The sequence below is a fragment of the Anaerovorax odorimutans DSM 5092 genome (genome assembly GCF_000426305.1).
GTDB classification, from domain to species: domain Bacteria; phylum Bacillota; class Clostridia; order Peptostreptococcales; family Anaerovoracaceae; genus Anaerovorax; species Anaerovorax odorimutans.
Genome location: NZ_AUFC01000023.1, coordinates 14,854 through 40,939 on the forward strand (window position 1 = coordinate 14,854; position 26,086 = coordinate 40,939).

29 protein-coding genes are annotated in these 26,086 nt (G+C 28.8%); 21 read left to right on the plus strand and 8 right to left on the minus strand.

The genetic code is table 11. The annotated features are described in order from the left end of the window. Position 1: 1 nt before the first annotated feature. The 3 genes from jag to mnmG all read left to right on the plus strand — a co-directional run bounded on the left by jag (position 2) and on the right by mnmG (position 4,185). Positions 2 to 808, plus strand: a complete 807-nt coding sequence (gene jag / locus K292_RS0109360; RefSeq protein WP_027399627.1) for an RNA-binding cell elongation regulator Jag/EloR — start codon at positions 2 to 4, stop codon at positions 806 to 808. 100 nt (positions 809 to 908) lie between these two features. Then, positions 909 to 2,288 carry a tRNA uridine-5-carboxymethylaminomethyl(34) synthesis GTPase MnmE gene (gene mnmE / locus K292_RS0109365; protein WP_156900509.1) on the plus strand — a complete coding sequence of 460 codons (1,380 nt, stop codon included), beginning with the start codon at positions 909 to 911 and terminating at the stop codon, positions 2,286 to 2,288. A 10-nt stretch (positions 2,289 to 2,298) separates the two neighbouring features. Beyond that, positions 2,299 to 4,185, plus strand: coding sequence for a tRNA uridine-5-carboxymethylaminomethyl(34) synthesis enzyme MnmG (gene mnmG / locus K292_RS0109370; RefSeq protein ID WP_027399629.1), 1,887 nt, complete (start codon positions 2,299 to 2,301; stop codon positions 4,183 to 4,185). A gap of 83 nt (positions 4,186 to 4,268) precedes the next feature. Here the strand turns inward: mnmG and K292_RS18620 are convergent, their stop codons facing one another. Beyond that, entirely contained in the window at positions 4,269 to 4,490 is a 222-nt protein-coding gene (locus K292_RS18620; RefSeq protein ID WP_156900510.1) for a hypothetical protein, read from the minus strand. A gap of 117 nt (positions 4,491 to 4,607) precedes the next feature. Between K292_RS18620 and rsmG the strand changes: the two genes are divergently transcribed. The 7 genes from rsmG (at position 4,608) to K292_RS0109405 (ending at position 11,359) form a co-directional block, all read left to right on the plus strand. Continuing rightward, a complete protein-coding gene (rsmG, locus tag K292_RS0109375) occupies positions 4,608 to 5,318 on the plus strand; it encodes a 16S rRNA (guanine(527)-N(7))-methyltransferase RsmG (RefSeq protein WP_027399630.1) in 711 nt (236 codons plus the stop codon). Positions 5,319 to 5,428: 110 nt separating this feature from the next. Beyond that, complete coding sequence (locus K292_RS16630) at positions 5,429 to 6,244, plus strand: ParB/RepB/Spo0J family partition protein (RefSeq protein ID WP_037372934.1); 816 nt, start codon at positions 5,429 to 5,431, stop codon at positions 6,242 to 6,244. Positions 6,245 to 6,705: 461 nt separating this feature from the next. Continuing rightward, complete coding sequence (locus tag K292_RS0109385) at positions 6,706 to 7,479, plus strand: ParA family protein (RefSeq protein WP_027399631.1); 774 nt, start codon at positions 6,706 to 6,708, stop codon at positions 7,477 to 7,479. Next, positions 7,479 to 8,393, plus strand: a complete 915-nt coding sequence (locus K292_RS0109390; protein ID WP_027399632.1) for a ParB/RepB/Spo0J family partition protein — start codon at positions 7,479 to 7,481, stop codon at positions 8,391 to 8,393. Before K292_RS0109385 ends, K292_RS0109390 begins: the two co-directional genes overlap by 1 nt. 252 nt (positions 8,394 to 8,645) lie before the next feature. Next, positions 8,646 to 9,785, plus strand: a complete 1,140-nt coding sequence (locus tag K292_RS0109395) for an aminotransferase class V-fold PLP-dependent enzyme (protein ID WP_027399633.1) — start codon at positions 8,646 to 8,648, stop codon at positions 9,783 to 9,785. 36 nt (positions 9,786 to 9,821) lie between these two features. Beyond that, entirely contained in the window at positions 9,822 to 10,256 is a 435-nt protein-coding gene (gene aroQ, locus K292_RS0109400) for a type II 3-dehydroquinate dehydratase (RefSeq protein ID WP_027399634.1), read from the plus strand. Continuing rightward, positions 10,256 to 11,359 (plus strand): SpoIIE family protein phosphatase, encoded by a 1,104-nt coding sequence (locus K292_RS0109405; protein ID WP_027399635.1) that lies wholly within the window; start codon positions 10,256 to 10,258, stop codon positions 11,357 to 11,359. The genes aroQ and K292_RS0109405 overlap by 1 nt, the downstream gene beginning before the upstream one ends. Before the next feature lie 39 nt (positions 11,360 to 11,398). On the opposite strand, the gene K292_RS16635 is transcribed toward K292_RS0109405, so the two are convergent. After that, entirely contained in the window at positions 11,399 to 11,941 is a 543-nt protein-coding gene (locus K292_RS16635; RefSeq protein WP_084145957.1) for an RNase H family protein, read from the minus strand. 143 nt (positions 11,942 to 12,084) lie between these two features. On the opposite strand from K292_RS16635, the gene K292_RS0109415 reads away from it, so the two are divergent. From K292_RS0109415 to K292_RS0109455, 9 genes are all read left to right on the plus strand, one after another. After that, entirely contained in the window at positions 12,085 to 12,609 is a 525-nt protein-coding gene (locus K292_RS0109415) for a hypothetical protein (RefSeq protein WP_027399636.1), read from the plus strand. A gap of 20 nt (positions 12,610 to 12,629) precedes the next feature. Beyond that, positions 12,630 to 14,102 (plus strand): hypothetical protein, encoded by a 1,473-nt coding sequence (locus K292_RS0109420; protein WP_027399637.1) that lies wholly within the window; start codon positions 12,630 to 12,632, stop codon positions 14,100 to 14,102. Positions 14,103 to 14,114: 12 nt separating this feature from the next. Then, positions 14,115 to 14,834 (plus strand): two-component system regulatory protein YycI, encoded by a 720-nt coding sequence (gene yycI, locus K292_RS0109425; protein ID WP_027399638.1) that lies wholly within the window; start codon positions 14,115 to 14,117, stop codon positions 14,832 to 14,834. A gap of 78 nt (positions 14,835 to 14,912) precedes the next feature. Next, positions 14,913 to 15,707 carry an MBL fold metallo-hydrolase gene (locus K292_RS0109430; RefSeq protein WP_027399639.1) on the plus strand — a complete coding sequence of 265 codons (795 nt, stop codon included), beginning with the start codon at positions 14,913 to 14,915 and terminating at the stop codon, positions 15,705 to 15,707. A 17-nt stretch (positions 15,708 to 15,724) separates the two neighbouring features. Then, positions 15,725 to 16,945 (plus strand): S1C family serine protease, encoded by a 1,221-nt coding sequence (locus K292_RS0109435; protein ID WP_027399640.1) that lies wholly within the window; start codon positions 15,725 to 15,727, stop codon positions 16,943 to 16,945. 181 nt (positions 16,946 to 17,126) lie between these two features. Next, a complete protein-coding gene (gene rlmH, locus K292_RS0109440; RefSeq protein WP_027399641.1) occupies positions 17,127 to 17,606 on the plus strand; it encodes a 23S rRNA (pseudouridine(1915)-N(3))-methyltransferase RlmH in 480 nt (159 codons plus the stop codon). Positions 17,607 to 17,927: 321 nt separating this feature from the next. Next, positions 17,928 to 18,383, plus strand: a complete 456-nt coding sequence (locus K292_RS0109445; RefSeq protein WP_027399642.1) for a LytTR family DNA-binding domain-containing protein — start codon at positions 17,928 to 17,930, stop codon at positions 18,381 to 18,383. 1 nt (position 18,384) lies between these two features. Beyond that, a complete protein-coding gene (locus K292_RS0109450) occupies positions 18,385 to 19,083 on the plus strand; it encodes a LiaF transmembrane domain-containing protein (protein WP_027399643.1) in 699 nt (232 codons plus the stop codon). Positions 19,084 to 19,215: 132 nt separating this feature from the next. Next, positions 19,216 to 20,499 (plus strand): LysM peptidoglycan-binding domain-containing protein, encoded by a 1,284-nt coding sequence (locus K292_RS0109455; RefSeq protein ID WP_027399644.1) that lies wholly within the window; start codon positions 19,216 to 19,218, stop codon positions 20,497 to 20,499. Between the two features lie 206 nt (positions 20,500 to 20,705). Here the strand turns inward: K292_RS0109455 and K292_RS0109460 are convergent, their stop codons facing one another. From K292_RS0109460 to K292_RS0109485, 6 genes are read right to left on the minus strand one after another with little or no spacing between them, the layout of a single operon-like run. Then, positions 20,706 to 21,764, minus strand: a complete 1,059-nt coding sequence (locus K292_RS0109460) for a type IV pilus twitching motility protein PilT (RefSeq protein ID WP_027399645.1) — start codon at positions 21,762 to 21,764, stop codon at positions 20,706 to 20,708. Between the two features lie 17 nt (positions 21,765 to 21,781). Further along, entirely contained in the window at positions 21,782 to 22,177 is a 396-nt protein-coding gene (locus tag K292_RS0109465) for a hypothetical protein (protein WP_027399646.1), read from the minus strand. Beyond that, the gene (locus tag K292_RS0109470) at positions 22,174 to 22,593 is read right to left on the minus strand and encodes a type II secretion system protein (protein WP_027399647.1); all 420 of its coding nucleotides are present in this window, start codon (positions 22,591 to 22,593) and stop codon (positions 22,174 to 22,176) included. The genes K292_RS0109465 and K292_RS0109470 overlap by 4 nt, the downstream gene beginning before the upstream one ends. Then, complete coding sequence (locus K292_RS0109475; RefSeq protein WP_027399648.1) at positions 22,590 to 23,105, minus strand: DUF4860 domain-containing protein; 516 nt, start codon at positions 23,103 to 23,105, stop codon at positions 22,590 to 22,592. The genes K292_RS0109470 and K292_RS0109475 overlap by 4 nt, the downstream gene beginning before the upstream one ends. Before the next feature lie 16 nt (positions 23,106 to 23,121). After that, positions 23,122 to 23,451 (minus strand): hypothetical protein, encoded by a 330-nt coding sequence (locus K292_RS0109480; protein WP_027399649.1) that lies wholly within the window; start codon positions 23,449 to 23,451, stop codon positions 23,122 to 23,124. 10 nt (positions 23,452 to 23,461) lie between these two features. Then, complete coding sequence (locus K292_RS0109485) at positions 23,462 to 24,523, minus strand: type II secretion system F family protein (RefSeq protein WP_051280584.1); 1,062 nt, start codon at positions 24,521 to 24,523, stop codon at positions 23,462 to 23,464. Between the two features lie 457 nt (positions 24,524 to 24,980). Here K292_RS0109485 and K292_RS0109490 point away from each other — a divergent pair, with 457 nt between their 5' ends. Together K292_RS0109490 and K292_RS0109495 are read left to right on the plus strand one after the other, a co-directional pair. Then, a complete protein-coding gene (locus K292_RS0109490; RefSeq protein ID WP_027399651.1) occupies positions 24,981 to 25,778 on the plus strand; it encodes a transglutaminase-like domain-containing protein in 798 nt (265 codons plus the stop codon). 116 nt (positions 25,779 to 25,894) lie between these two features. Then, positions 25,895 to 26,086, plus strand: a 192-nt coding sequence (locus tag K292_RS0109495) for a helix-turn-helix domain-containing protein (protein ID WP_027399652.1), incomplete at its 3' end; no start/stop codon positions are given.

The following is a 26,086-nucleotide window of genomic DNA, read 5'->3' on the forward strand; positions in this document are numbered from 1 at the left end:
TATGGATTTTTCAGAAAAATGGGCAAAAGATATAGATGAAGCAGTAAGACTTGCCCTAATGGACTTAAAACTTACAGAAGATCAGGTGAATGTAATCGTTTTAGAAGAGCCTACAAGAGGATTCTTTGGATTAGGTTCAAAACTTGCCAAGGTAAGAGTTGAGAAAAAAATAGAGCCAAAAGAAGAAAAAAAAGAATTTATTCCAGAAAATAAATCTCAATCACGTCTTTCGTCAAATGTGAAAAATGATGAAAAAATTAAAAATGAAAAAACTAAAGTTGAAATAAAACCAGAAAAAAAGGCAATAAAAGCATCGGAAGAAAGTAAGTTTTCTTTTAAAGAAAAGCCTAAAGATTTAATAGAAATTAAAGATGGACCAGCTCTTGATTTTTTATTTGAAATAATAGATAAAATGGGGTTGAAATTAGGAATAAGAGCTTACCAAAATGAAGATAGTATTTATGTAGAAATTGAAGGTAAAGATTCTGGTACTATTATAGGAAAAAGAGGACAAACATTAGATGCTATACAATATTTGACAAGCCTTGTAGTAAATAAAAATAAAGAAAAATATATTAGAGTAATTATAGATGCTGAAAATTATAGGCAAAAGAGAGAAAAAACTTTAGAGCAATTGGCTAACAGATTAGCAGATAAAGTTTTAAAAACAAATAAAAGTGTTAGATTAGAACCTATGAATCCTTATGAAAGAAAGGTAATACATGCAACACTCCAATTAAACCCAGATGTAACTACTAGAAGTGAAGGTGAAGAGCCATTTAGAAGGGTTATTATAGAACGTAAATAAAATTAATTAAAATAACCTGTGTAAAGCACAGGTTATTTTTCTCAATTTGTTAAATAATAAATTATAATATTTTAAATTTTATATTAAGAAGGGATATATGATGGAAGATACAATAGCTGCTATTGCTACTGCCCAAGGTGAAGGTGGAATTGGTATTATTAGAATAAGCGGTAATGAATCAAAAAAAATATTAGAAAAAGTTTTTGTACCTAAATATTTAAATAATAATGAATCTTTTTCAAATAAACAATTATATTATGGGCATATTGTGGATTCCTCATCAAATGAAATTATTGATGAAGTTCTTGCTGTTTATATGAAAGGTCCGTCAACTTATACTACGGAAGACATAGTTGAAATAAATTGTCATGGCAGTAATGTATCTCTTAGAAAAACTTTATCTTTGGTTTTAAGAAATGGTGCAAAATTAGCAGAAAAAGGTGAGTTTACAAAAAGGGCTTTTTTAAATGGAAGAATAGATTTATCTCAAGCAGAGGCAGTTATAGATTTAATTAAAGCAAAAACAGATAAAAGTTTCGAAATCGCATTATCTCAGATGGAAGGAAAGCTGTCTATTAAAGTAAGAGAACTTCGTGAAATAATAATGGATATCTTAGTTAATGTAACTGTAAACTTAGATTATCCTGATGAAGATATTGAAGAAGTAACGTATGATGAATTAATAAAAAGTTTAAAGTTAATAAACGATGAGTTAGATAAACTCTTGATTACAGCTGATACAGGAAGAATTATAAAAGATGGTTTAAAAGTTACTATTGTAGGTAAACCAAATGTAGGAAAATCTTCATTAATGAATGCATTGCTTAAAGAATCAAGAGCCATTGTAACCGAAATTCCGGGGACTACAAGAGATACTATTGAGGAATTTTTAAGTATAAATAATATTCCTGTTAAATTAACTGATACAGCAGGTATAAGAAATACAAAAGATAAAATTGAAAAAATAGGAATTGAAAAAAGTAAAGAATCTTTTAATCAAGCAGATTTAATTATATTTATGATAGATGGAAGTAAAGATTTGACTTCAGAGGATTATGAAATAATAGAGTATTTAAAAAACAGAAAATCAATAGTTCTTTTAAATAAAAGTGATATTGGAACAAAAATAGAAGAATCTTATATTAAAAGTATAATGCCAAGGGCTTATATTATAAAAACTGCCATCAAAAACGAGATTGGTATTAAAGAAATTGAAAATAAAATTTCAGAATTAGTATATGGTGGAGAAGTTAAACAGCAAGATAGTATGCTCATTTCAAATGTACGGCATAAAGATTTATTGGAAAAAACTAAGAAATCTATTTGTGATGCAATTGATATGGCAGAAAGAATGGAAGCTTTGGATTTTATTGAAGTTGATATAAAACGTAGCTGGGAGCTTTTAGGAGAAATTATTGGTGAAACAGTAACAGATGATATTATAGACAGAGTTTTTGAGAGATTTTGTTTGGGTAAATAGAGGTAGAAGAATGAATTATTTTATTATGGATGAATATGATGTGATCGTAATAGGTGCAGGACATGCAGGTTGTGAAGCGGGTCTCGCTCCAGCTAGAATGGGTCATAAAACATTAGTACTTTCAATAAATTTAGAAGCAGTTGCAATGATGGCCTGTAATCCTTCTATAGGAGGTACAGGTAAAGGACATCTTGTAAGAGAGATTGATGCTTTAGGCGGAGAAATGGGAATAAATATAGATAAAACATTTATTCAAAGTAAAATGCTTAATACGGCAAAAGGTCCTGCTGTTCATTCTCTTAGAGCTCAAGCAGATAAGGCAAGATATCATGAAGAAATGAAAAAAACTTTAGAAAAAGAAGAAAACTTGGATTTAAAACAAGGAGAAGTTGTTCAGCTATTAGTTGAAGATGATGCTGTAAGAGGTGTTGTTTTAAAGACAGGATCAGCTTATAGAGCAAAGAGTGTTATTTTAGCTACAGGAACTTTTCTAGGAGGTAAAATTTTTATTGGAGAATGGGCTTTTGAAAGCGGACCAAATGGTTTATCACCATCTATTGAACTTGTAGATAATTTAAAATCCCACGGTTTAAATCTTCGCAGATTTAAGACAGGCACTCCTGCAAGAGCACTTGGAAGGAGTTTAAATTATGAAAGAATGCAAATGCAGCCTGGAGATAAAGAGATAGTGCCATTTTCTTTTATGAATGATGAATTAGAAAAAGATCAAGTTCCATGTTGGCTTTCTTATACAAATGAGGAAACACATAAAGTTATTAGAAAAAACTTTTCTCGTTCTGCTTTGTTTGGCGGACAAATTGAAGGAATTGGACCTAGATATTGTCCATCTATAGAAGATAAGATTAATAGATTTGCAGATAAAGAAAGACATCAACTATTTATTGAACCTGAAGGTCTTTATACAGATGAGGTATATATACAAGGAATGTCGTCAAGTTTACCTGAAGATGTCCAGAAGCAGTTTTATAAGACGATTCCGGGGCTGGAAAATATAAAAATAGTAAGGCCTGCATATGCTATAGAATATGATTGTATAGATCCCCTTGAATTGAAGATTACTCTTGAACATAGAAAAATAGAAGGACTGTTTTGTGCAGGACAATTTAATGGTAGTTCAGGGTATGAAGAAGCTGCTGCACAAGGTCTTATTGCAGGTATAAATGCAGCTTTAAAATTGGAAGGTAAAGAACCTCTAATTTTAGATAGATCAGAAGGATATATTGGTGTACTAATTGATGATCTTGTTACAAAAGGAACTAATGAACCATATCGTATTATGACTTCCAGAGCTGAATATAGACTTGTTTTAAGGCAGGATAATGCCGATTTGCGCTTAACTGAAAAAGGTCATGAATGTGGACTTGTAACAAAGAAGCGATATGAACGTTTTATAAAAACAAGAGATGATGCTAAAAATGAAAGAATCAGATTGGAAGAAACATTTGTACTTCCAAGTCAAATAAATGATTTTTTAGAATCTAAGGGAAGTACACCATTACAAAATAAAATTTCCCTTGCAGAATTATTAAAAAGACCGGAATTAACATATGAAATACTAGGGGAAATTGATAACGAAAGACCAAAAATTTCGAAACATTCAATAACTCAATTGGAAGTTCAAATTAAATATGACGGGTATATTAGTAAGCAGCTTCATCAAATTGAGAGATTTAAAAAGCTAGAAAATAAAAAATTATCTATGGAATTAGATTATAATGCCATAGATGGACTTAGAATCGAGGCAAAACAAAAATTAAATCAGTTAAAACCTGTATCATTGGGTCAAGCCTCCAGAATTTCAGGAGTGTCTCCAGCAGATATTAATGTACTTTTAATTTATTTGGAGAAGTTGAAACGAAATAGGAAAGCGATATAATGGTTCCTATGATTGAGACAGCGTTGCTGTAATGAGGGAACCATTGAAACATGCTTGGAAACTTGTGTCATGTTATAATGATTCTAATGATTGAAACAGCGTTGCTGAGAGGTAAGAATCATTGAAACATGCTTGATAGCTTGTGTCATGTTATAATGGTTTCTATGATTGAGACAGCGTTGCTGTAAGGGAGGAACCATTGAAACATGCTTGGAAACTTGTGTCATGTTATAATGATTTCTATGATTGAGACAGCGTTGCTGTAATGAGGGAACCATTGAAACATGCTTGATAGCTTGTGTCATGTTATAATGATTCTAATGATTGAAACAGCGTTGCTGTAATGTAAGAATCATTGAAACATGCTTGGAAACTAATGTCATGTTATAGTATAAAAGAGAGGTTTATTTTAACAAAATATTATGGATCAATTAAAAAGAGCATTAGAGCAATTAAATATAAATTATAATGATGATATGATTCTAAAATTTGAAAAATATATGGATTCTATATTGGAATGGAACGATAAGGTTAATCTCACTGCGATTACTGATAGGAAGGAATTTGTAAAAAAACATTTTATTGATTCTTTAGCTTGTTGTGAATTAGAGCAAATGAAAAAGTTCAAAAAAATAATAGATGTGGGAACCGGTGCAGGATTTCCGGGAATTCCATTGGCTATAATTTATCCTGATAAAGAATTTTTCCTTTTAGACTCATTGAATAAAAGAATTAAAATAATAAATGAAATAAAAACTAGCCTTGATATTGATAATGTTAATTTGTATCATGGTAGGGCAGAAGAATTTGCACATAAAAAAGAATTCAGAGAAAAGTTTGATTTATGTGTTTCAAGAGCAGTTGCCAATTTATCAGTATTATCGGAATATTGTCTACCATTTGTTAAAGTAGGGGGATATTTTGCAGCATACAAAACAGGTAATGCTAAAGAAGAAATTGATAATAGTTTAAAAGCAATAGATATATTAGGTGGTATAATAGAGAAGAAAAAAATAATGAATATTGATTGTTTTGATTTAGATCATCAAATTATAATTATAAAGAAAATTAAAAATACTATATCGAAATATCCAAGAAAAGCAGGAATTCCTGGGAAAGAACCTCTAAAATAACGATTTTAGAGGTTTTTTGTTGTGTAGTAATGGTTTAGTACCTATTGTCTTATCTGTTATGATATATATATGAAGTAGATTGTATGGATTTAGGACAAGGGGGGATTGTCATGTTTTTAAAAAAAGTTGACCAAATGGAAATACCGATTGAATTCATTTCCGCCAATCAAGATCAACCTAGAAAAGTTTTTGAGGATAAGGAATTAATGGAATTAAGAGACTCTATTAAAGAGTTTGGAATTATACAGCCTCTTATTGTGAGGAAAAATGCCAAAGATCAGTATGTTTTAATTGCAGGTGAAAGAAGATTAAGAGCAGCTACGATGGCAGGACTTAAGAAAGTTCCGGCAATAATAAGAGATGCAAATGATAAGGATACAGCTTTGCTTGCATTAGTTGAAAATGTTCAAAGAGAAAATTTAAACTATATAGAAGAAGCAGAGGCTTATAAAAAACTTATGGAAGATTATGGATTAACTCAAACTGAAATTGCTAAAAAGATGGGTAAACAACAGTCTACAATATCTAATAAGATACGATTATTGGCTTTACCGTCTGATATAAGGAAAGTGCTTTCAGATAATCATCTTTCAGAAAGACATGCCAGAGCATTGCTTAGAATTCCAGATTCATCAATTAGGGCTCAGATATTGCAGCGGATTACAGCTAATGGTTTAAATGTTAAGCAAACGGAAAAGTTAATTGATGATATACTTGTTAAACATGAAGAAGAAAAAAGAAAAGGAGATAAAGTAAAATACATAAATTACAAAATTTACATAAATACACTAAAAAAAGCCTTTTCTTCTATAAACGAAGTTGAGAAGGGAGCTAAGTATCATCAGGAAGATAAAGGGGATTATTTAGAAGTTAAAATTACCATACCAAAAAGTAATTTACAAAATAATTTATCGCTGGTTGAATAGAACTCTGTTTTGAATTTAAATGTTTCACGTCTAAATGTTTCACGTGAAACATTTATTAAAATAAAAAATTATTATGGACAAATCTACGTATTATAATTAAAAAATATTAAAATAACATATTATTGCAAATCTAAATCTATTGATTTTGTGATTTGCATTTTTTTTATGTAAATATTGCTTTATGTAATCAGTATTTCTAAAGTTATGAGAGTTTACATATTTTTTAAATTAAATAAAGTAAAAAATATATATAAAATGGTTTATTTAAAATCAGAGTATTATTTATTAAATAAATAGGATAAGAAAAAAATTAAAAATATTAAATATTAATTTATTGTTTTTATCTAGTTAAAAATTGATTCATAGTATATAATGTTAATTAGCTATTTTGGTTTAATTTAAAAATTAGGAAATAAATGTTGAAATAATAATAGTTATAAAGAGAAAAGGGAGGAATAACTTTGGGGAAAGCAATTGCGATATTTAACCAAAAAGGCGGCGTTGGTAAAACTACTACAAATATAAATTTAGCAGCATGCTTAGCTTTAAAAGGAAAAAAAGTACTTATTTTAGATATTGATCCACAGGGAAATACAACTAGTGGAATGGGAATTGCTAAAAAAGGGTTGGAAAAAACCATGTATGAAGTTTTAATTAATGATAAAATGCATCCTAAAGAAGCAATTCTAAAAACCAGTGTTGAAAATTTAGATATTATTGCAGCAAGTGTACAACTTGCCGGAGCAGAAATAGAATTAGTTCAATTAGAGGGCAGAGAAAAACGTTTAAAGAAAGCTCTTGATAAAATTAAAAGTAATTATGACTATATATTTATAGATTGTCCTCCTTCATTAGGTTTGCTTACAATAAATTCTCTTACAGCAGTTGACAGCGTACTTATTCCTATTCAATGTGAATTCTATGCGCTGGAGGGGGTAAGCCAGTTAATGAGTACTATAGATCTTGTAAAGAAAAGTTTAAATAAAAATTTGGAAATACAGGGTGTAATTTTAAGCATGTTTGATGGCAGGACTAATTTATCAATACAAGTTGTGGAAGAAGTAAAAAAATATTTTAGACAAAAGGTATATGCTACTGTTATTCCGAGGAATGTAAGATTGGCAGAAGCTCCTAGTTATGGTATGCCAATTACCGAATATGATCCAAAGTCAAAGGGTGCTGAAGCTTATATTGAGTTTGCTGAAGAATTTTTAGAATTGGAAGGTGAAGAATAATGGCTGGAGCAAAAGGTAGAGGATTAGGGAAAGGTCTGGAAGCTTTATTTAATAATGTAGAAATAAGCACAAAAGATATTGAAGAATCTACCACAGATACAATAGAGGGTGGATCTATTATGCTCCTTGATATTAATGATATTAAACCTAACGAAAATCAACCTAGAAAGAATTTTACAGAAGAAAAGATAAATGATTTGGCAAAATCCATAGAAGCACATGGTATTATACAACCAATTATGGTTAAACCCTCTAATAAAGGATACGAAATTGTAGCAGGTGAAAGAAGATGGAGAGCTGCAAGGAAAGCTTTACTAAAAAAAGTACCTTGTGTAGTTAGAAATTTAACTGAAGAGCAGAATATGCTCATTGCTATTATAGAAAATATGCAGCGGGAAGACTTAAATCCAATTGAAGAAGCTGAAGCTCTGAATCAAATGATTTCTACATATGGACTCACGCAGGAAGAAGTATCAAAGAGTGTAGGTAAAAGCAGGCCATATATAACTAATTCTATTAGATTATTAAAATTGCCAAATAAAATTCAAAACTATGTTATAAATGGTAGTTTAACAAATGGTCATGCAAGAGCACTTATTGTAATTAAAGATGAGAAAAAACAATTAGAACTTGCAGAAAAAGCAGTTAAAGAAGGATTATCAGTCCGGGAAATAGAAATTTTATCAGGAGAAATCGTAGAAGGTAGGAAGCCAAAACCAAAGGCCAGACCAAGAGTAAAAAATAAAGAAATTTTAGATATAGAAGGACAATTGAAAACTTTATTTGGTACAAAGGTAGCTATAAACCATAAAGGGAAAAATGGAAGAATTGAATTGGAATATTATAATAAGGAAGAATTAGATAGACTGATAGAAATATTATTGAGTTTATCAAATGTTGGTAAACATATATAAATAATATTGAAATATTAACGGTTTAAAGAGGTGTTTCACGTGAAACACCTCTTGTTTTTGTGTAGAAAAAGTTATTTTACATAATAATGTAGTTTAAAAACATAATAATTTTTACTTAATTAATACTAGTGAAAATGGCTAAATGTAGATTAAACAATATACAGAGATGAAATGTAACAGAAAATATTTAAAATGCATAATATAATTAGATATTAAAAGGTTTTTCATAATGAAAAACGAAAGAGGTGTAAAATGATATATCTTGATAATGGAGCTACAAGCTTTCCAAAGCCAGTTGGAATGATATTAGCTATGGAGGATTGTATGGCTAGATATTGTGGTAATCCTGGCAGATCAGGACATGCAATGTCAATGAAAACAGGAGAAGAAATATATAAATCAAGGAAATCAATAGGTAAGATATTTAATATTGATAATTGTAGCAGAATTATTTTCACCTTAAATACAACAGAATCTTTAAATATAGCTATTAAAGGTATTTTAAAGAAAGGTGATCATGCAATTACAACTACAATGGAACATAATTCTGTGTTAAGACCTTTAAAAGCTCTAGAAAAAGAAGGTGTATCGTTTACTATTGTAAAATGTAAAAAAGACGGTAGTCTTGATTTAGAAAACTTCAAAAGAGGTATCAGAGAAAATACAAAATTAATCATTTGTACTCATGCATCAAATGTAACAGGAACAATTATGCCAATTGATGAAATTGGTCTTATAGCAAAAGAAAAAGGAATCACATTCTTAGTAGATGGAGCACAAAGTGCAGGATGTATACCAATTGATGTAGAGAAAATGAATATAGATCTATTGGCGGTTCCAGGTCATAAGGGGTTATTAGGACCGCTTGGTACAGGTGTATTGTATGTTAAAGATGGAATATCACTTTGTCCATTGAAACAAGGTGGAACAGGGACTTTATCGAGAGAAATATATCAACCAGAAGATTATCCGGAGGGTTTTGAATCAGGAACAGTAAATGCACCTGGAATAATTGGATTGGGATATTCGGCAAGATATGTAATGAATAAAGGAATAACAAATATAAGAAATCACGAAGAACAACTTATTAAAAGACTAGATGAGGGGTTAAGAAATATAAAAGGAGTCACTCTTTATGGTCCTAGTGATTACAAAAATAAAGCAGGTATATCAACTTTTAATATTGATGATATGAGTTGTGAAGAAGTTTGCGATGATTTAAACAGAAAATATGGTATTGCCTGCCGCGGAGGGTTTCACTGCGCAGGTCTTGCACATAAAACGATAGGTACTTGGGATTGCGGTGCTGTTAGAGTAAGTGTAGGACCTTTTAATACAAAAAGAGATATAGAAACATTAATAAAATCAATTTACCAAATAAGTAAAAAGTAGTATACTAGATATCAAACAAGAAAGGTAAAAGAAAATATGAAATTACAGGTGATAAATGGTCCTAATTTAAATATGCTTGGAATTAGAGAACCAAAAATATATGGAAAATTAACATTGGATGATATAAATAAAAGAATAGAGGAAGAAGCTAGTCGCTATAATATTTTAGTTGAATTTTATCAATCAAATCACGAAGGTGATATAATTGATAAAATTCAATCATGTTTCAATGAAATTGATGGGATTATAATAAATCCTGCAGCGTATACGCATTATAGCATAGCAATAAGAGATGCTATAGCAAGTGTCAGTATTCCTACTATTGAAGTTCATTTAAGCAATATAAATAATAGGGAAGAATTCAGAAAAAAATCAGTTATAAAAGACGTATGTATAGAACAAATTTCAGGAAAAGGAATAGATTCATATTTAGAAGCACTAAGAATTTTTTTTGAGAGGAATAATGGGTAATGGCAATAAGAAAAAATGCAGAATTTATGCATGAAGTAATTGATAAGATGGACTACATGGTAAGAGTTATGGACTTAGAGCATCGAGTTGTTTACATGAATAAAAAAATGAGAGATATTTTTGGACATACAATAGGGAATATGTGTTATGAAATATTTGGAAATAATGAAAGATGCCAACACTGTATTACTACAGGAGCTAAATATACAGGACAGCCTGATTCTAAAGATGTTGAAATAGAAGACAGGTTTTATAGAGTTATGTCTTCCCCTGTAAACTTAGGCGATGATAAAAGCTTCTCTATTGAATTGTTTCAGGATATAACAGATCAAAAGAAGACAGAGTTAGAACTTTTAAAACATTATAAAAAATTAAAAGATGATATTCAATTTGCAAAGCATATACAAACACAGGCACTACCAAAAGATGGTATATACTGTAATTCATTCAAAATCGATTCCAGTTATGTTCAGAGTGAAGATTTAGGCGGAGATTTATTTGATGTAGTAAAATTAGATGATGACAGATGTTTTATTTATATCTCAGATGTATCTGGTCATGGAATAAAGTCATCCCTTTTAACCATTTTTTTAAGACAGGTTATAAGAGGTACTAAAACAGATTCTATATATATTAAAGATATATTAAATGAACTTATTAAAAATTTTAATGATTTAAATGTTGGATATGAACAATATTTGACGATTCTGGGAGGTATTTATGATAAAAAACTGAATAGAATTACTTTTGCAAATGCAGGTCATAATTGTTTACCTATTTTTATAAAAAAGGGTAAAGACGCAGAGGAAATTGTGGTCAATGGTATGCCTATTTGCAGTTTAATAAATAAATCTAATCATGAGACTGTTACACTGGATTTAAATAAAGGTGATAGAATTGCTCTTTATACTGATGGTATTTCAGAAATATATAACAGTTCAAATGACAAAGAATTCGGGGCGGAAGGTATTATTAAAACAATAAACAGGAACTTGAATGTGGAAGGGAATACACTTATAAATAAAGTTATGAAGATGGCTATAAATTATTCGGATCGTACGCCAATAGATGATATGGCAATTTTAATAATGGAAATATTATAAATAGTCTGTGTACATATATAAATTTTTTGTTTAATATATCTACCTTAATTCATCCATGCCTAAATTAGCAAGTTCATCAGCACGATTATTCATTTTAGTTATATATAAAAAATCATCAAAAGAAAAATCAGAACCGTTCCATTCAGTAAACTTACTGTATAAAGTATCTAATTTTGTATTTGGATTTTTTAAACTAACATGACCTTTTACTCGATAATAGTTAATATTATGGTTATGAATAAAAGAAAATAGAGATTCCCATAAATCTTTATTTTCAACAGGAGTTTTTTTAGCAGTTTTCCAGTTGTTTTTATACCAGTTTTCATACCATTTTTGTCTGAAGCAATTTATTAAATAGGAACTATCAGAGAAAACATTTATGACAAGATTTTCTTTTTTTAAAGATTCTAAGCTTTTTAGTAATGCCATCATTTCCATTCTGTTATTTGTAGTATTAATTTCTCCTCCGAACAATTCTTTTTTATGTTCTCCATATTCTAAAATAGCACCCCAACCACCTATATTTGTTTTATTTTGATTGCCAGAGCAAGCACCGTCAGTATATATATTTATTGATTTCATATTACATTGTTCCTCTCTATTTTGTTTTGTAAAGCTATCTTAAACCCTGCGTAACACGTTTGTAACATACATATTATATACTATGTAGTATAACATAAGGTAAATTTATTTAGAAATAAATAATAAGAGAAGGAGGTTAAAAATTGAAAAAATATTTAATTGCAGTAGTAATTATTCTGTCTTTAGTATTTGCACCTACTTCTGCATTTGCAGCAGCAAATCCGGCTGTATGTATAGTTAATCCGGTTACAGGTAGTACTACTACGGCAAATAATCTTCTTATTTCAGTAAAAATTACAAAACCGCAAACTATTAATGTAACTGCATATGAAAAGAAAATAGTAGTAAATGGCGTTGAAAAATCTATTAATTCGGACGAAGTAAAGAATTCAAATACACTTACGAAGGATAATTTAAAAAATGTAACTGTTATGGATACAGAAACTTTTTCATGTAATAATAATCTAAGTTTTTATACAAAACAAATAGATATTACACCGGGATTATATGAAGTTAAAGTAGATACAATTGGAAAAGACGGTAAAATAAAATATACGAATTACAGTTTTGTAAATGCAAAAGAAAATGATAGTTCTCCGGATTTATTTAAAACAGAACAATCAGGAACTTTTAAATTTATACAAAATGTGTTAAAATCCATATTTTAAACTAGAGGCGACGTTTTATTATGGTGAAGCTAAACAAAAAAATTACTGAAAATATAAAAACATTTATTTTAGTAGTATTGTCTTTATTAACAATACTACTTTTATACTTTTTTTGGCTGGGTGCATCATTTGATGATATAAGATTTCAAGAAGGAATATCACAAAAAAAGGATTTAACAATAAAAGATGTTACTAAGCCGGAAGATATAATTGTTTGTTTTGGCGGTGATAATTTTTATAAAATACCGTATGACCAATATTATATATGGGATAATTCAGAAGATAATAAAGATAGTATCATAAAAGAATTAAAGAATTTCGGACAATCCCAAAATATTAAAGTACAAGAAATAACAGAAAAACAGTATACAGAAGTAATGAATCAGCCTTCTATACAGGCAAAATTTTCTTATTCTATTCCATTTGTTGATTTTTGTAAAAAATACGGTATTGAAAGTGCCCAAGAATATAACTCAATTGAGATGATGACATCTATTGGATATTCGAAGGCAAGTATGGAAAGTTTATTTATAAGTGATGATAAAAATCAGAAATATTATATGTTGATAAGTGATGAAGAATTTTCATGGTTTTTAAAACTTATTGATAATATAAAGAAAAAGGGTTATGACGCATATTATCCTTTAGGAATTTATTCGGGAGTGGATAATAGAACGATTATTCCTTTATCATTAAATACAACAATGACGGAATTTCAAGCTAAACAGGAAATATATACTGATGATAAGGATAAAATAAACAGCATTGCAGAAAAATTTTTTGGTGAAAGCTTTGATTTTACAAGAAATATAGAAGAAAAAAACGGAAACATAATTTTTATGTATGGTTACGGAGATAAAACCTTAATTTTTAAACCTGATGGTAGTTTGGAATATAAAGAAGAACTAAATGAAGAGAATTATTCAAGTAAGGATTATTTTGAATCATTGGATATAGCCTTGAATTTTGTTCAAACACATGGAACATGGAATTATTCAAATGGTTCAAAAATAAATACTTATGTTAAAAAAGTTACTGAAGTTACAGGAAAAAATAAAGGTTATGATATCACTTTCGGTGTAGAACTAAATGGAGGAAAACTTTTTTATGAAAATAATGACATAATTACAGTTAAAGTAAGAGGTCAGCAAGTAATTTTGTATAAGAGAGATATGATTGATTTTCATGAAAGTAATTTTGAAAACTCAGAAATAAATCAGGCATTTTCAGCTGTAAATATGATAGCTCAAAATACTGAATATATTTATAGTTCATTGAAAAATGAAGGAAAAAATTTTGAGACAAGTAGTGCTCAAGATATATTTGAAGATGTGGCAAAGCGCATTACTAAAGTACAGGTAGGCTATATAAGAATTGAAACTAATGACTCTTCTGGGTTTGATTTAAAACCGGTATGGGTAATAACTATAGAGGGAATTAATATTTACTTTGATTTGTATAATGCTTCGCCTATTACATATTCTGTTGAATAAAGAGGAATCAATATGGATTTGACAAGAGCAAAAAGTATATTAATTATAGCGTTGATTCTTACGAATCTTTTATTAATTTTTTCTTATTTTAATAAAGAAAATAATTTTGAAAGCTTTGATAATGCTGCTCTTATTGAGCATTTAAAAAGTAAAAATATTATTTTACAGACTGAAATTCCTGAAAAACAAAATCGCCTGCCGGTACTATCTGTTAAATATGATCATTTAAATCAAGAAAATTTAGATAATGCTATTAAGAATCAAACGCAAAGTAAAAAAATAAATTTAACTGAAGAAGAATATATAAAGATGGCAGATAATTTTTTACAGGAATGTGGTATTAATGAAAAAAATATAACTTTTGATGAAGTTATTCAAGATAATGAAGTTACGACTGTAAAATATAAGAATGTTTTCGAAGGATATCTTATTGAAGACAGTTATGTAAATTGTATTATTCAAGATGGAAAAGTAATAAAACTTGACAGATATTGGTTAAAACCAATTGAATTTGGAAATTCAAAAAAAGAAATAATGCCGGCTAGTGATGCTTTGATGAAATTTATGAGTGAGAATGAAGAAGAAGAAGAAGAAATTTATATTAAGAAGATAGAATTAGTTTATTGGGTTGACAGAAGTGTTTTTGACACAGAGTCATCAGTATTGGATACGGCTTCACCTACTTGGAAAATTACATACAATGATGGAAAAATTAAACATATACAAGCATAAAGAATCGATAAATTCTTTATGTTTTCAATTTTTCTACATTAAATTATCACAATTATATAGCATAATAAGGAGAATAAAATGACATTAAACTTTTGTTCCTTTTCAAGTGGTAGCAGTGGAAATTGTTACCTTATTAAATCTCAAAATACAGCTCTTTTAGTAGATGCAGGTATTAGCGGAAAGAAAATATTAGAAGGCCTAGAAAAAACCAAAACAAATTTGGAATTTTTATCGGCACTTCTTATAACTCATGAGCATAGTGATCATACAAAAAGTATAAAAACTTTAACAAAAAAACATAATAATTTAAATGTATATGCAAATAAAAAAACATGGGAGATGATAAATAAAGATATTTGTAAAGATCAAATGAAAACATTTGATACAGGTAAAATATTTACCATTGGAGATATAAGAGTAAAACCTTTTAAAGTTTCACATGATGCTGCTGATCCTGTGGGATTTTCTTTTTACTCAAGGGATAAACAGATAAGTGTTGTTACTGATACTGGATATATGAATGATGAGATTTTATGCGAAGTTGAAAATGCTGATATTCTTATTCTTGAAGCAAATCATGATATTGAAATGTTAAAAATAGGTAAATACCCGTGGTTTTTAAAACAGCGTGTATTAGGAGATGAAGGACATTTGTCAAATGAGGCAGCAGGTCAGGCTATCGTAAAACTTTTAACGAAAAATAAAAAGGAACGAAGAATACTATTAGGTCATCTTAGCAGAGAAAATAATTTTCCTGAAATGGCTTATCAAACCGTAAAAAATATATTAGAAGAAGCCAACTATTATATAGGCAAACATGTTTATTTAAATACTATTATTAGGGATGAAATAAGCCGTACATATGAAATATAAAAAGAAGGTTGATAAAAATGGATAATGAAAAATTAGAAAAACAAGATAATATTTACAAAGAAGTAAACTCAGAAGAAAATATTGATTTTGAAAGAGAAATCTTTGTAGAGAATAAAGCACCCAAAAGAAATAGAAATGGTAATAAGGTGCTGGCTATTGTTTTAATCGTATTTTTATCTTTGGCATCAGGATTTGGAGGCGGCATAGCTGCAATGTATTTTGGTCAGAATATACTGGGCAATAATACAAGCAATACAATAACTATAAAGCCAGAAAGTAATATTAATACAGCAGAGGTAGTAGCCAAAAAAGTAATCCCTTCAGTAGTTGGTATTAGCACAGAATCAGAAATCACTTTTCAGAGTATTTTTGGACAGCAAACTCAAAAAACTACAGGAGTAGGTACAGGGATAATAGTTGATAAAGAAGGTTACATTCTTACAAATTCACATGTAGTAAACGATGGTTCTACTAAAACAATCACAGTACAACTTGCAGACGGTAGAGATGTAAAAGGTGAGGTTTTATGGAATGATGCAAGTATAGATCTTGCAATAGTAAAAATTAAAGCTAATAATTTGGTCGCAGCTGAACTTGGGGATTCAGAAGAAGTAAATGTTGGATCATATACTGTAGCAATTGGTAATCCTCTTGGAATGGCATTTCAACGAAGTGTTACACAAGGAGTAGTAAGTGGATTAAATCGTTCCATTTCCATATCAGATGGTCAAGGTTCTACAACTATTGATGATTTGATTCAAACAGATGCTTCAATTAATTCAGGCAACAGTGGAGGTCCATTATTAAACAGCGAAGGTCAGGTTATTGGAATAAATACAGCAAAGGCTCAAAGTGCTGAAGGATTAGGATTTGCAATTCCTATTAACACAGCGAAACCTATAGTTGAAGAAATCATTACAAAAGGGGAATTTAATAGGGCTTATATTGGTATAAAGGGTATAAGTGTAGAAGATCTTGTAAAAGCTTATCCAAATGAAGATTTTGGGGCTGAGAAGGGTGTTTATGTCGTACAAATATATACAGAATCTCCAGCAGCAAAAGCTGGTCTAAAAGAAGATGATGTAATAATTGGCATAAATGATAAAGAAGTAGAGACCATGAGCCAGCTTATAAAAGATTTATATCAATATAGACCCGGTGATAAAATTACATTAAAGGTTCTAAGAAATTCAAAAAAGATAAACTTAGATGTTACCTTGACAGAAACAGTAGAATAAAGATAAAATACTTCGGACAGGGATATTACTTCCTTGTCCGAATTTTTTTTTAGAATATATTTATACTTTTAGTATTTATATATAATTAGATGAAATGTGTAAATGAAAAATTATTATTAATATAGGTATTATAAATATAAGAGATATGTAATAATTAAACCATAATAGGAGTTATAATGATATGAACATAAGAATTATTTGTATCGGTAAATTAAAAGAGTCATACTGGGTTAATGCAGTATGTGAATACAGTAAAAGATTGAGCAAATATTGTACATTAACGATAAACGAATTAAAAGAAGAAAAATCTCCAGATAATCCTTCAAACGCTGAAAAATCAGCCGTTATAGAGGCGGAAGGGAAATCCATATTAAAACATATAAAAAAGGATACGTACGTTATTGCCTTGGAAATATTAGGCAAACAACTCTCTTCAGAGGCATTAGCTGAGAAGTTAAATAAGTTAGGAATTGAAGGGAAAAGTGATATAGCTTTTATAATAGGAGGGTCATTAGGATTGTCTGATGAAGTATTATCAAGAGCTGATTTCAGACTATCTTTTTCAAAGATGACATTCCCACATCAAATGATGAGAATAATACTTTTAGAGCAGATATACAGAAGTTTTAAGATAAATAAAAATGAAACATACCACAAATAATAGTTAGGATAACTAAGATATTAAAAGAATGTTAGCTTATAAAATAGTTAATTAAAAAAATAGTATAAATAAATATATAAGTAAATGTAAATTTTAAATATATATTTATTTCAGAAAATCCCAGCATGAGGGTATGAAACTTCCCACATTGGGGTTTTTTAATATTCGTAAGTTTTAAAAATTAAAAAAGAATTATGAAGCATTACTAAACAATATAAGTTTAAAAATATACCACTTACAGCTGATAATTTACCTCTTACTACAGTTATATTTACAGAATAAGAAATGGGTAATATAATTAAAAATGTGGGGAGTAAAAATATGAAAATACGAGTTGAAGTAGATAGTAAGATAGAAGAAAATGAAATTATCATTAAATGTAAAGAGTTAAATGAAGAGATTAAAGATATTCAAGTTACTCTTAATAATATTTTATCTCAAAAGAAACAATTAACTTTTTACAGAGGTGATACAGAATATTATTTATCTTTAGAAGAGATTTTATTTTTTGAAACAGAAAATAATAGTGTTTGTGCGCATACTATCGATAATATATTTAATGTTAAATATAAACTTTATGAACTTGAGAAATTTCTGCCAGGTTATTTTATGAGGATTTCAAAATCAACAATTCTTAATACAGATTGTATTTATTCCATAAAACATAACATATCATCATCGAGTAAAGTTGAATTTAAGAATACTCATAAACAGGTATATATATCAAGATATTATTATAAGCCATTGAAAATTAAGTTATTAGAAAAGAGGAAATAAAATGAAAAAAGAAAGAATTTTTTGGGGTATATTATTTATAGTAGGTGCTGTTTTCTTGATTATAAGTAAGCTTGGGTATTTTCCTGACATAAATATATTTAGCTTATTATTATCAGTTTTTCTAATAGTAATTATTATAAAAAGTTTAATTCGTATTAATTTTACAGGTGTTTTTTTCCCTATTGCATTTCTTTGTATAATATATGATAAACAATTAGGTATTACAAATATTACACCTTGGACTGTATTAATTGCAGCGCTTCTTGGAAGTATTGGGTTTTCTATGATTTTTCACAAAAGAATAAGATGGGATAAAAGATATTATAACTCTGAAGATTATAAATTTGAAAAAATTAATGTAGAAGATGAAAGTTATGTTAATTTTAACAATTCTTTTGGAGCCAGTATAAAGTATGTAAACACGGATAATTTTGAGCAAGGTGATTTTAACTGTTCATTTGGTGCGATGAAGGTATATTTTGATAATGCAGTAATACCAAATGGAAATGCTGTAGCTAATATTAATGCGTCCTTTTCTGGAATAGAATTATATATACCGAAAACTTGGAAAATTGAAGATAAAACCAAGGTCTTTTTAGGTGCAATTAGCGAAAAAAACAAAAATGAAAAAATAACAACGGAGACTTTGACATTAGTTGGAGATATTCGTTTTGCAGGTGTAGAAATAATATACATTTAGTTAGAAGAATAGATAAATATGGTAGAAAAACATAAAAAAACAATGTAATTCAATTATTAATAAATTTTATGTAATGTATAAAAATATTAAACATAGATTATGGTATAGATATAATAGGGAGGACATCTTTATATGATTATTCATACCGTAAAGCTAGATGAATTGATTTCTGATATTGCAGATTTTTATAATGTAACAATTGAAGAAATAATAGAATTAAATAAATTACCAAATCCAAAGAATTTATTAGTTGGTCAATCTTTAATAATTCCAGAAAAAGAAACTATTCATATAGTTAAACCTGGTGAAACACTATATGAAATATCTGAAAAATATGGCGTGTCTTTGGAAGATTTATTAATTATAAATAATATAGAAAGTCCATATACTTTGTACTCAGATACTCAATTAATTATTCCTTATAAACAGAAGCCAGAAATAGATGTAAATGCATATATTTATAATTTGGGTGAAAGTGCCATACCTATTGTCAAAGAAAGAGGTAAGAATCTTAGTTTTTTAAGTCCATTTGCTTATTTAATAGATGAAAATGGTAACCTAAATAAAATAAAAGATAAGCAGGCAATAAATTCAGCTTACGAAGAAAATGTTGCTCCAATGATGACAATTACTAATTTTACTGTAAACGAAAAAGGAGAGAATGTTGCACATATTGTACTCAACGATCACAGGGTTCAGGAAAAATTAATAAAAAATATTGTACATATTATAAAAGAGAAGGAATATAAAGGTTTAAATGTTGATTTTGAAAATGTTTATCCACAAGATCGTGAATCATATAATAGATTTTTAAAGCTTGTTGTAGATCGCATGCATGATGAAGGATATTTTGTTTCCACAGCATTAGCACCAAAAACAAGTGAGGAGCAAATGGGGCAATTATACGAAGCTCACGATTATAAGGCGCATGGTGACCTTGCAGATTTTGTTATTTTAATGACTTATGAGTGGGGATATAGAATGGGTCCTCCAAGAGCTATTTCACCTATAAATGAGATTAAAAAAGTGCTTGATTATGCAGTTACTGTTATTCCTAAAGATAAAATTTACTTTGGATTTCAAATTTATGCACGTGATTGGTTATTACCATATAAAGAAGGTCAAGAAGCAGAAACTTTCAGTACACAAGAAGCTATTAAAAGAGCGGCAAAATACGGAGCTGAGATTAAATATGATACGGTTGCCCAATCACCTTATTATCGCTATGAAGATGAAAAGGGAAGATTGCATGAAGTATGGTTTGAAGATGCAAGAAGTGCACAGTCAAAATTTGATTTAGTAAAAGATTATAATTTAAAAGGTATAAGCTATTGGGTTTTGGGATATCCTTTCCCGCAAAACTGGGAATTGCTTAACGATAATTTTAATATTAAAAAATTTCCTTATAGCAATTGAACAAGAATGGGTGTATAATAAACAGAGGTTTGAATCCCTAAAAATCAAACCTTTCTTTTTAAAATTTATTATTAAAGGCAATATTATTTTATTATAATATTGCCTTTAATAATAAGAGATTTAATTTTATAAGACTTATAGAAAAGCGGTAATTGATATATATTTTTTTTAAAATGATTATTTATAAGTCTGTACTATAAATTTTTTTATTTTTTTGATAGAGATTTTTTCATAGCGTCATGATTTAAACTGTATACTAAAGCATTTTCTTTAGTAATCAATTTTTTTTCATATAAATTCATAATACTAGTATCCATATTTATCATGCCTTGATCCTTAGATGAATAAATAATAGAATCAATTTGATGTACTTTAGACTCCCTTATCATGTTACGAATAGCATTGTTACACATCATAATTTCAAATGCAGGAACAGGCTTTCCGTTTGTAGAAGGAATCAATTGCTGACAAACAACCGCTTTAAGTACCATGGAAAGCTGAATACGTACTTGGTGCTGTTGATCCGGAGGAAATACGTCAATTATGCGATCAATAGTATTTGCCGTTCCAAGTGTATGTAGTGTAGAAAATATAAGCTGACCAGTTTCTGCGGCAGACATGGCAATTGCTATGGTTTCATAGTCTCTCATTTCGCCCAGCAAAATTACATTTGGAGCTTCTCTTAGTGCTGCACGCAATCCTTTAGAATAGCTTTTAGTATCTAAAAATATTTCTCTTTGAGTTACAATGCTTTTGTCATGACGATGTAAATATTCTATAGGATCTTCAAGTGTAATGATATGTGCTGACCTGGATTTGTTAATTTGGTCAATTATACAGGCTAAAGTAGTGGATTTTCCACTACCAGCAGGACCTGTTACCAATACCAATCCTTTGGTTAATTTATGAAATTCAGTCACTTGTTTTGGAATTCCAAGATTTGAGGCATCAGGAAGATTAAATAAAACAATACGAAGAATAGCTGCCATTGAGCCTCTTTGAATAAATGTATTCACACGAAAACGACCAATATTAGGTATAGAAAAAGAAAAATCATCGTCAAAATTTTCCTTTAATATATTAATGTTTCTTGAAGCTTGATCATAAATTTTATGGATTATATCTTGTGTATCAGGAGGCAAAAGTTTATCACCAATAGATATAAATTCACTATTACACGTATAACTTAAAGGTTTGCCTGCAATTATAAAAATATCTGAAGCATTATTACTTATAGCTTCTTTAAAAAACTCTATAATATCCATTTAATATATTCCTCGCTTTAATCTAATATAATATCGTTAAATTCATTTTGATCTTCTTCATATTTCCATTGATTTGTTGTAATTAACTTTTGTGATATAACTTCATATTTTGTGCCGTTAATTTTAATTTTTACTACTATTTTTTGATAGGGAGAAACAGAAGCAGTAAAGGTATCTGACTCTGGTTGTTCTCCTGTTTTTAAGGTATAATCAACATCAGCCAGCCATTCTTCAACTTTATTGTCAGCTTTGTAATATGAAGTAACAAATTGCTCATATTTGTTTGTAAGCTTCCAATCGGAATTTGCTGTTAAAAGGGAAAGAGTACCTAGAGCAGTTAAACATAGGATAACAAAAATCATGATAATTGACGGCCCTCCCAGACCTAGACTCAATTTAAATTTGTTGCTCATAATATTTGCCTTTCTTCATTAGGGAAATATTTTTTGCTTTTTAACTCATAAATAGTCTCAGTTGAACTTTTTGCTTTATAAGTTAATGTAACCATTATACCGCTATTCTTTGTTTCGGTTTTAATTTTTGTATTAAGAGTATATTTTGCATTTTCAACATTCGATGGGTTCCAATTTTCATCAAAATATTCAGTCTCGGCTATTTTGTTAAGATCTGTATATGTAATACTTTTTGCTTTTTCTGCTGCTGCTTGCGTAACCATAAGAGCTCCATTTAAAGCAGTTGAATCAGCAGACTTTTCATTTGCTTTAAAAAAAACTTGAAGGGTAATTGTACTTGCAAATGCAAAAAACATAATAACAATAATCAATTCAATTAAAAATAGATTAGACTTTGTAATTCTGTTATCTATCATTTAAAGCCTCCATTTTCATGTTTCCCGGAGCGTAAGCTTAGAAGAAGGCGCATACTTTTTTTATTTGAATCATATGAACGAATATAAATACTATCTTGGTTTGCCATGGAAAGCTTAAGCCCATAGCTTGGAATTATGGCAATTCCATCATCTAAATTAAAATTAGTTCCCTTTTCTATGTAAAGTTCGTAAAGATAGCCCTTATATTCATAAAGCCATGTCTGGCATAACTCGCCTGCATCATCTGACTCTAAAACCAATGCAGTTATACCATCTTTTTCTTCTAACCAAATGGCGTCTTCTGCATCATACTGACGTATTTTGGTACTTATATATGATAAAGGTGTTCTAAGTTGAAAATTACTATCCATTTCTTTAGTAATTTCCTTGTATATGTTGCTGCCAAATGAGACAAGTAAAAGACATGTAAATGAAAAAATACAAAGAAGTATTAAAATTAAAATTAATTCCACTGATCTGTGGTTATAATTAAATTTTAAATTTTTAATCATAATTAAGTAGTCTCCTTTATTCTGTGCTTAAATCTATAACATAAAAATCCGGTAAAATATTAGCAGCAAATACTTCATAATGAACTACGTATTTTTCATGTTCAATTACAATTCCGTAATTTTCTTCTAAATACTCAATTGATGGAGGATACATTCCTTCAATAGAATAACATTGTATAATTGCTCTCTGTATTGAATTCTGCAAAACATTTATGCTTTCTGTGTTTGATGTTTTTAATATACTATTTACACCTAAAATAAGAAATATAATAAAACAAAGAAAAACAATAAGAGGAATAATTAAGCTTTTCCAAAAACCGGAGTTTTTCTTCCAATTAATACTCATATAGACCTCCTTAAGCAATTGAAGACATTACGCTCAATAGCGGGAGCATAATTGAAATTAATATGCTTCCTATTAAAATAGATAGTATAGTTACAGAAATAGGTTCAATAAGAGAAATATTTTTTGTAATAATATATTGATACTCATTTTCATATATATCTGCAATATAATCCATAGCTGAATTTAAATTTCCTGATTTGGAACCAATAGAAAGTATTCCCATAGTCGTATTGGAAAATATGTTAACACATTCAAAAGCATTAACAAAAGATTTATTGTTATTAACAATTAAATTAATACAATTATTTATTTTGGATTTTATATTTACATTTGAAATAACTTCAAGAGACAGTTTTAGAGATTGCTCTGTATCTATGCCACTTGAAATCATAATAGACATTGATGATGCGAAAGCCGATATGGAGAATTTTTCAGAAAATTTCCTTTGAGATATCCAGTTATTAATAATAGAATTTCCTCTTTGCGTCTTAGTTAGAAATACTACTACTATACCTATAATGCATAATATGATAAGAAAAACAAAAGAATAATTATTCAACATATTACCAATTTTTATCATATAAGCTGCACTTGGAGAAATCTGCATACCTAAACTATGAAAAACATTTTCAAAGACAGGAATAACTTTTACCATGAGGAAAATAAGAACTATAAGCATCATAACAATTAATATAGCAGGATAGATAACAGCACTTTTAATCATTTCCTTCATGTTATGTTGTTGATTGTAGTATTTTGATAAGGACTGCATAATTATATCAAGTTTGCCGGTTTCTGTTCCAATTGCTGCCATATGTATCATATATGAAGGAAAAGCGCCTGTAGCAGACAGGGCTTTGTCAAAAGAATTATTATCTGCCAGCTGATCAGAAACTATTTGTAGAACTCTTTTAATTCTCATATCCTTTGTATCATCTGTAATCATTTGTAATCCGGAGTAGATTAACATACCTGATTGAATTATCATTGCAACTTGCTCACAGAATATTGATAGTTCAATTGATGAAAAAGGTTTTGTTTTTGATACAATAGCTTCTTTATGTTGCTGCATAGTCATAATCTCCTTTATACTGTGTTGATTTATTATAAATAGTTAAAAACTTTATCAAAAATAGTATCACTAAATAATATTATAATAAAATGTGGAAGGCTAGACAAGAACCTTTAAAGTATAATATATACAAATTGTTAAAATAATGCAATAACAGAGTTCTTTTATATATTATATATATATAAATTTTTTACTTAATTTTGGTATAACAATTGACAAAATTAGTAAAAAAATATTATTATAAAGGTATAATAGTTTTTATGATTAAAGTAGAGTTGTGGATATGAAGAAACATTGAACCATGTGGAGTACATACAGACATGATATTATTAGCTAATCAGAATGGAAAAGGTGATTATAAAATTACTCTTGATTGTTTAACTTATAATTGAAACAACTTAATAGAAGTAAAAATGAGGGTTATTACGTTGAAATGAAAAATGTGGAGGGGATTTAAATGAAAAGAAAGGCTTTATTTATAATGCTAGTATTGGTTTTTATTTTAGCTTTTTCAATTATATCCAATGCAGACAATTATTTTGATACAAGTCAGGTTGATAAGGGTATAATTAATGTGTCATGTAATACTGATAAAAAAGCTAAAATAATTATCAAGAAGGGCGAAGAAAAATATATTTATGATATAAAAAATGATGGAACAAAGGAAAGCTTTCCTTTACAGATGGGTAATGGTACCTATAATATAAGTTTATTAGAGAATACTTCTGCAAGTTATTATAAAATGATTTCTTCAACAACTGTTGATATAAATTTAAAAGACCCTAATTCAGTATATTTGAATTCAGTTCAAAATATAAATTGGTCTCAAAATAAACTGACTGTAGCAAAAGCCTCCTCTTTAACAAGCGGAACAAGTGATATAGCAAAGAAAGCAGAAGTACTATGGGATTATATTATTAAAAATAATATATATGATTATAATAAGTCATCTTCATTATCTAAAAACTATATTCCCATTCCGGATTTAACTTTAAAGCAACAATCAGGTATTTGTTATGATTTCTCTTCTCTTTTTGCAGCAATGCTTAGAAGTGAAGGAACACCAGCAAAATTAGTAACAGGGTATGCTCCTAAAAATGCTGTGGGGTATCATGCATGGAATGAAATATATGATACTAAAAATAAACAATGGATGATAATCGATACAACTTATGATTTACAAGTATATGCAAAAACGAAAAAAGCATCTATGAAAAAAGATGCATCGGATTTTAAAAAGGTATATGAATACTAAAATATTAAAAAAGCATATAATCTATTAGATAGGATAAATAAAAAATAGACTTCCTTTTTGAACCGACCCCCAAAAGTTAGACCTAAGAATCTAACGATTGGGAGGTCGGTATTTTCATGGCAAAATATAGTTATGAATTTAAGAAAAAAGTAGTTATTGCCTATATTAGAGGTGAAGGTGGTACCAGATATCTAGCAAAAAAATTTGATATAGCACATAAATCTTCAATTGAAATATGGGTAAAGAATTATAAAGAGTTTGGAGACGAGGGCTTACTTCGTTCCAGAAAAAATGATATATACCCTTTC

Coding starts and splice junctions, on each gene's coding strand:
- jag (WP_027399627.1), top strand. CDS start 2: ATGGATTTTTCAGAAAAATGGGCAAAAGATATAGATGAAGCAGTAAGA.
- mnmE (WP_156900509.1), top strand. CDS start 909: ATGGAAGATACAATAGCTGCTATTGCTACTGCCCAAGGTGAAGGTGGA.
- mnmG (WP_027399629.1), top strand. CDS start 2,299: ATGAATTATTTTATTATGGATGAATATGATGTGATCGTAATAGGTGCA.
- K292_RS18620 (WP_156900510.1), bottom strand. CDS start 4,490: ATGACACAAGCTATCAAGCATGTTTCAATGGTTCCCTCATTACAGCAA.
- rsmG (WP_027399630.1), top strand. CDS start 4,608: ATGGATCAATTAAAAAGAGCATTAGAGCAATTAAATATAAATTATAAT.
- K292_RS16630 (WP_037372934.1), top strand. CDS start 5,429: ATGTTTTTAAAAAAAGTTGACCAAATGGAAATACCGATTGAATTCATT.
- K292_RS0109390 (WP_027399632.1), top strand. CDS start 7,479: ATGGCTGGAGCAAAAGGTAGAGGATTAGGGAAAGGTCTGGAAGCTTTA.
- K292_RS0109395 (WP_027399633.1), top strand. CDS start 8,646: ATGATATATCTTGATAATGGAGCTACAAGCTTTCCAAAGCCAGTTGGA.
- aroQ (WP_027399634.1), top strand. CDS start 9,822: ATGAAATTACAGGTGATAAATGGTCCTAATTTAAATATGCTTGGAATT.
- K292_RS0109405 (WP_027399635.1), top strand. CDS start 10,256: ATGGCAATAAGAAAAAATGCAGAATTTATGCATGAAGTAATTGATAAG.
- K292_RS16635 (WP_084145957.1), bottom strand. CDS start 11,941: ATGAAATCAATAAATATATATACTGACGGTGCTTGCTCTGGCAATCAA.
- K292_RS0109420 (WP_027399637.1), top strand. CDS start 12,630: ATGGTGAAGCTAAACAAAAAAATTACTGAAAATATAAAAACATTTATT.
- yycI (WP_027399638.1), top strand. CDS start 14,115: ATGGATTTGACAAGAGCAAAAAGTATATTAATTATAGCGTTGATTCTT.
- K292_RS0109430 (WP_027399639.1), top strand. CDS start 14,913: ATGACATTAAACTTTTGTTCCTTTTCAAGTGGTAGCAGTGGAAATTGT.
- K292_RS0109435 (WP_027399640.1), top strand. CDS start 15,725: ATGGATAATGAAAAATTAGAAAAACAAGATAATATTTACAAAGAAGTA.
- rlmH (WP_027399641.1), top strand. CDS start 17,127: ATGAACATAAGAATTATTTGTATCGGTAAATTAAAAGAGTCATACTGG.
- K292_RS0109445 (WP_027399642.1), top strand. CDS start 17,928: ATGAAAATACGAGTTGAAGTAGATAGTAAGATAGAAGAAAATGAAATT.
- K292_RS0109450 (WP_027399643.1), top strand. CDS start 18,385: ATGAAAAAAGAAAGAATTTTTTGGGGTATATTATTTATAGTAGGTGCT.
- K292_RS0109455 (WP_027399644.1), top strand. CDS start 19,216: ATGATTATTCATACCGTAAAGCTAGATGAATTGATTTCTGATATTGCA.
- K292_RS0109460 (WP_027399645.1), bottom strand. CDS start 21,764: ATGGATATTATAGAGTTTTTTAAAGAAGCTATAAGTAATAATGCTTCA.
- K292_RS0109465 (WP_027399646.1), bottom strand. CDS start 22,177: ATGAGCAACAAATTTAAATTGAGTCTAGGTCTGGGAGGGCCGTCAATT.
- K292_RS0109470 (WP_027399647.1), bottom strand. CDS start 22,593: ATGATAGATAACAGAATTACAAAGTCTAATCTATTTTTAATTGAATTG.
- K292_RS0109475 (WP_027399648.1), bottom strand. CDS start 23,105: ATGATTAAAAATTTAAAATTTAATTATAACCACAGATCAGTGGAATTA.
- K292_RS0109480 (WP_027399649.1), bottom strand. CDS start 23,451: ATGAGTATTAATTGGAAGAAAAACTCCGGTTTTTGGAAAAGCTTAATT.
- K292_RS0109485 (WP_051280584.1), bottom strand. CDS start 24,523: ATGCAGCAACATAAAGAAGCTATTGTATCAAAAACAAAACCTTTTTCA.
- K292_RS0109490 (WP_027399651.1), top strand. CDS start 24,981: ATGAAAAGAAAGGCTTTATTTATAATGCTAGTATTGGTTTTTATTTTA.